This is a genomic window from Chitinivibrio alkaliphilus ACht1 (assembly GCF_000474745.1).
Lineage (GTDB): Bacteria > Fibrobacterota > Chitinivibrionia > Chitinivibrionales > Chitinivibrionaceae > Chitinivibrio > Chitinivibrio alkaliphilus.
The window spans coordinates 1-5,236 of the sequence record NZ_ASJR01000046.1 but is presented as its reverse complement, the minus strand read 5'-3'; the positions used below and the strand labels follow the sequence as shown (position 1 = coordinate 5,236).

General features: G+C 48.8%; 2 tRNA genes and 3 rRNA genes. All 5 read left to right on the top strand.

Annotated elements, in window-relative coordinates:
• Nucleotides 1–222: 222 nt before the first annotated feature.
• The 5 genes from CALK_RS11475 (at nucleotide 223) to rrf (ending at nucleotide 5,185) form a co-directional block, all read left to right on the top strand.
• Nucleotides 223–1,766 (top strand): 16S ribosomal RNA (locus CALK_RS11475).
• 60 nt (nucleotides 1,767–1,826) lie between these two features.
• Nucleotides 1,827–1,903: transfer RNA gene (locus CALK_RS11470), tRNA-Ile, on the top strand.
• Between the two features lie 6 nt (nucleotides 1,904–1,909).
• Nucleotides 1,910–1,982, top strand: a tRNA-Ala gene (locus CALK_RS11465).
• A gap of 104 nt (nucleotides 1,983–2,086) precedes the next feature.
• Nucleotides 2,087–4,995, top strand: a 23S ribosomal RNA gene (locus CALK_RS11460).
• Between the two features lie 73 nt (nucleotides 4,996–5,068).
• A 5S ribosomal RNA gene (gene rrf, locus CALK_RS11455) occupies nucleotides 5,069–5,185 on the top strand.
• Together the 16S, 23S and 5S rRNA genes with 2 tRNA genes alongside form the textbook arrangement of a ribosomal RNA operon.
• The last annotated feature ends 51 nt before the right edge of the window (nucleotides 5,186–5,236 follow it).

The window sequence follows — 5,236 nt, the reverse complement described above, 5'->3', positions numbered from 1 at the left end:
AAAAAAGATTTGACATGTTGCGATGGATCGGTATATATTTGTGCCGCACTTGAGAGAGTGTGGCTCTTTGAAAGACAGTGATTTGAAAAAAGTTAAAAAAAGTATGCATACTGATTTGGCTTTATGTATATTAGTCACCGTCTTTGAAAAGGGCGTAATCTTTGAAAAACTTTGAAGTGTGTAAGCGGGTCAAGAGACGAAAAATAGATTTTCTGTAAATAATTTATGGAGAGTTTGATCCTGGCTCAGAGTGAACGCTGGCGGAGTGCTTAATACATGCAAGTCGAGCGAGAAAGCTTCTTCGGAAGTGAGTAGAGCGGCGAACGGGTGAGTAACACGTAAATAACCTGTCCTTAAGTTCGGGACAACCTTGCTAACGCGAGGCTAATACCGGATGTGAACATAATGCAGCATTGTATAATGTTTAAAGGCTACCTCTTCATGAAAGTGGTTGCTTAAGGGTGGATTTGCGTACCATTAGTTAGTTGGTGGGGTAACGGCCTACCAAGACGATGATGGTTAGCCGACCTGAGAGGGTGATCGGCCACATTGGGACTGAGACACGGCCCAGACTCCTACGGGAGGCAGCAGTAGGGAATCTTGCGCAATGGACGAAAGTCTGACGCAGCAACTCCGCGTGGAGGAAGACGGTCTTCGGATTGTAAACTCCTTTGGTATGGGAAGAAACCCTGTATGTTAATAGCATACAGCTTGACGGTACCATACTAAAAAGTCACGGCTAAATACGTGCCAGCAGCCGCGGTAATACGTATGTGGCGAGCGTTACTCGGAATCACTGGGCGTAAAGGGTACGTAGGCTGATTTCTAAGTCAGTAGTGAAATGTCGGGGCTTAACCCCGGAGTTGCTATTGAAACTGGTAATCTTGAATATGCGAGGGGAAGACGGAATTTCTGGTGTAGCGGTGGAATGCGTAGATATCAGAAAGAACACCGGCGGCGAAGGCGGTCTTCTGGCGCAATATTGACGCTGAGGTACGAAAGCGTGGGGAGCGAACAGGATTAGATACCCTGGTAGTCCACGCCGTAAACGATGGACACTAGCTGGTGGAGATTTCACTGGCGCAGTTAACGCATTAAGTGTCCCGCCTGGGGAGTACGTCCGCAAGGATGAAACCCAAAGGAATTGACGGGGGCCCGCACAAGCGGTGGAGCATGTGCTTTAATTCGATGCAACGCGAAGAACCTTACCTGGTCTTGACATACCAGTGCTACGTTTAGAGATAGACGGTTTTCTTCGGAAACACTGGATACAGGTGCTGCATGGTTGTCGTCAGCTCGTGTCGTGAGATGTTGGGTTAAGTCCCGTAACGAGCGCAACCCTTGTCCTTAGTTGCCATCATTAAGTTGGGCACTCTATGGAGACAGCCGTCGCAAGGCGGAGGAAGGTGAGGATGACGTCAAATCATCATGGCCCTTACGACCAGGGCTAGACACGTGCTACAATGGCCAATACAAAGGGTAGCTACATAGCGATATGGTGCTAATCTCAAAAAGTTGGTCACAGTTCGGATCGGAGTCTGCAACTCGACTCCGTGAAGTTGGAATCGCTAGTAATCGTGGGTCAGCATACCACGGTGAATACGTTCCCGGGCCTTGTACACACCGCCCGTCAAGCCACGAAAGTTGGTGGTGCCCGACATCGTATCCTTAACCATTGGAGGGGAGCGACTAAGGCGACACTGATAATTGGGGCTAAGTCGTAACAAGGTAGCTGTATCGGAAGTTGCAGCTGGAACACCTCCTTTCTGGAGAAAAACGACTTGCTTGCACACTTCAAAGTTTTTTAGAGAGTTCTTTATATACAGGGGCTTGTAGCTCAGTTGGTTAGAGCACTGCTCTGATAAGGCAGGGGTCGATGGTTCAACTCCATCCAAGCCCACCATACGAAGGGGCCGTAGCTCAGTTGGGAGAGCATCTGCCTTGCACGCAGAGGGTCGCAGGTTCGACTCCTGTCGGCTCCATAGTACCTGTAGGTAAAGAGTTTTTTAGGAAGATCTTTGACAAATTTGATGCTGTAGATGAAGTGCATAGAGAAATCGTCGAATCAGAGTAATAAATTAGGATATATAAAGTTACTAAGAGTATACGGTGGATGCCTTGGCACAAACTGCCGAAGAAGGACGTGATAAGCTGCGAAAAGCTGCGGTGAGGTGCACATAACCTTCGACCCGCAGATATCCGAATGGGGCAACCTTATAAGCGCGTAAGCGTGGGTAAGGGGCTGAACTGAAACATCTAAGTAAGCCCAGGAAAAGAGAACAACCGTGATTCCCCCAGTAGTGGTGAGCGACCGGGGAGAAGCCTAAACCATATAGCTGCCAAGCCTGTAAGCGTTGGTTATATGGGGTTGTGGGATCTTCTGTACAGTAGTTACAGCTGCTGTGTGAAGTTACAAAGGAAATAATTAGTCGAAGCGTACTGGAAAGTACCGCCATAGTAGGTGATAGCCCTGTAGGCGAAAATTATTTCTCTTCATATGAGGACACCCGAGTATCACCGAACACGTGGAATTTGGTGTGAATCGACCGGGACCATCCGGTAAGGCTAAATACAGTTTGTGACCGATAGTGCATAGTACCGTGAGGGAAAGGTGAAAAGAACCCCGGGAGGGGAGTGAAATAGAATCTGAAACCGTATACTTACAAACGGTCGGAGCATGATTAATCATGTGACGGCGTACCTTTTGTTTAATGGCCCGACGAGTTGTCGTATCTAGCGAGGTTAAGGGCTTCAGGCCTGTAGCCGCAGCGAAAGCGAGTGTTAATAGCGCGATATAGTTAGGTATGGCAGACGCGAATGCGGATGATCTATCCATGGGCAGGTTGAAGCTTGAGTAAGATCAAGTGGAGGACCGAACCGAAATAGGCTGAAAACTGTTCGGATGACCTGTGGATAGGGGTGAAAGGCCAATCAAATCCGCTGATAGCTCGTTCTCTCCGAAATATATTTAGGTATAGCCTGGGATGAGATTTTAACGGGGGTAGAGCACTGACAAGGCTAGGGGGTCTACCAACCTGCCAAACCTTTTCAAACTCCGAATACCGTTAAAAGCGTCCTGGAGTCAGGTTACGGGAGATAAGTTCCGTATCCGAGAGGGAAACAACCCAGACCATCAGCTAAGGTCCCCAAGTGTATGCTCAGTGATAAAGGAGGTGTTACTGCCGTGACAGCTAGGAGGTTGGCTTAGAAGCAGCCATCCTTTAAAGAAAGCGTAATAGCTCACTGGTTAAGCGGTAATGCGCCGAAAATTTCCGGGACTCAAGTATACCACCGAAGCTATGGAACAGTGTTTATCACTGTTGGTAGGAGAGCGTTCTGTAAGCCGTTGAAGGTGTTTCGTAAGGAATGCTGGAGGTATCAGAAATGAGAATGTCGGGATGAGTAGCGATAATGGAGGTGAGAGACCTCCACACCGAAAGCCCAAGGATTCCTAAGTAAAGCTAATCTGCTTAGGGTAAGTCGGGACCTAAGGCGAGGCCGGCAAGGCGTAGTCGATGGAAAACAGGTTAATATTCCTGTACCTGAGTTAGTGTTGATGTGGTGACGCAGGAAGTAAAGTGCATCCAACTGGTGACATGTTGGACCAAGCAGTAAGCTTCGAGGGGTAGGTAAATCCGCCCTTCTTAACGGTGAGCTGTGATGGGTAATGGCGGAGCAATCCAAAATAAGTGCATGGAGTTATACTGCCAGGAAAAGCCGCTAGCATAGCTAACCAGCCCGTACCGTAAACCGACACAGGTAGGTGGGATGAGTATTCTAAGGTGCTCGAGAGAACTCTGGTTAAGGAACTCGGCAAATTGACCCCGTAAGTTCGCGAGAAGGGGAGCCCGAAAGGGCCGCAGTGACAAGGTTCAAGCGACTGTTTATCAAAAACACAGGACTATGCAAACAGGAAACTGGAAGTATATGGTCTGACACGTGCCCGGTGCTGGAAGGTTAATTGATGGGGTTAGGATTCGTCCGAAGCTCTTGATCGAAGCCCCAGTAAACGGCGGCCGTAACTATAACGGTCCTAAGGTAGCGAAATTCCTTGTCGGGTAAGTTCCGACCTGCACGAATCGTGTAACGACTTGAACACTGTCTCAACCAGAGACTCGGCGAAATTGTAGTGCCGGTGAAGATGCCGGCAACCCGCAGCTGGACGGAAAGACCCCGTGAACCTTTACTGTAACTTGGCATTGTGATTTGGCGTATCATGTGCAGGATAGGTGGGAGACTATGAAGTATACACGCCAGTGTATATGGAGTCGTCCTTGACATACCACCCTTGGTACGTTGGATCACTAACTTAGTAAACGACCTTTGCAAGGACATTGTCAGGGGGTCAGTTTGACTGGGGCGGTCGCCTCCTAAAAAGTAACGGAGGCTCTCAAAGGTTCCCTCAGTATGGTTGGTAATCATACATTGAGTGTAAAGGCAAAAGGGAGCTTAACTGCGAGACAAACACGTCGAGCAGATGCGAAAGCAGGACTTAGTGATCCGGCGGTTGGAAATGGAACTGCCGTCGCTCAAAGGATAAAAGGTACTCCGGGGATAACAGGCTAATCACTCTCAAGAGTTCATATCGACGGAGTGGTTTGGCACCTCGATGTCGGCTCGTCGCATCCTGGGGCTGAAGCAGGTCCCAAGGGTTTGGCTGTTCGCCAATTAAAGCGGCACGCGAGCTGGGTTCAGAACGTCGTGAGACAGTTCGGTCCCTATCCGCTGTGGGCGCAGGATATTTGAGAGGACCTGTCCTTAGTACGAGAGGACCGGGATGGACATACCTCTGGTGCATCGGTTGTCACGTCAGTGGCATTGCCGAGTAGCTACGTATGGAAGAGATAACCGCTGAAAGCATCTAAGCGGGAAGCTCGCCTCAAGATAAGATATCCCTTAAGGAACGTTGAAGACCACGACGTTGATAGGTCACAGGTGTACGCACGGTAACGTGTTCAGCCGAGTGATACTAATATTCCTTTTGACTTTTGTATCATACTCTGAGAGATGATCCTCTCTGCACTTCATCAACAGCATTAAATACGTCTTTCTATCTGGAATTTTATTTCCCGGTGGTTATTGAGCGGAGGATACACCTGTTCCCATTCCGAACACAGAAGTTAAGCTCCGCATCGCTGATGGTACTGCGTGGGTGACTGCGTGGGAGAGTAGGTCACTGCCGGGTTTATTCATAAAGGGATCAAGCTTTTGCTTGGTCCCTTTCTTTCTTTTATCT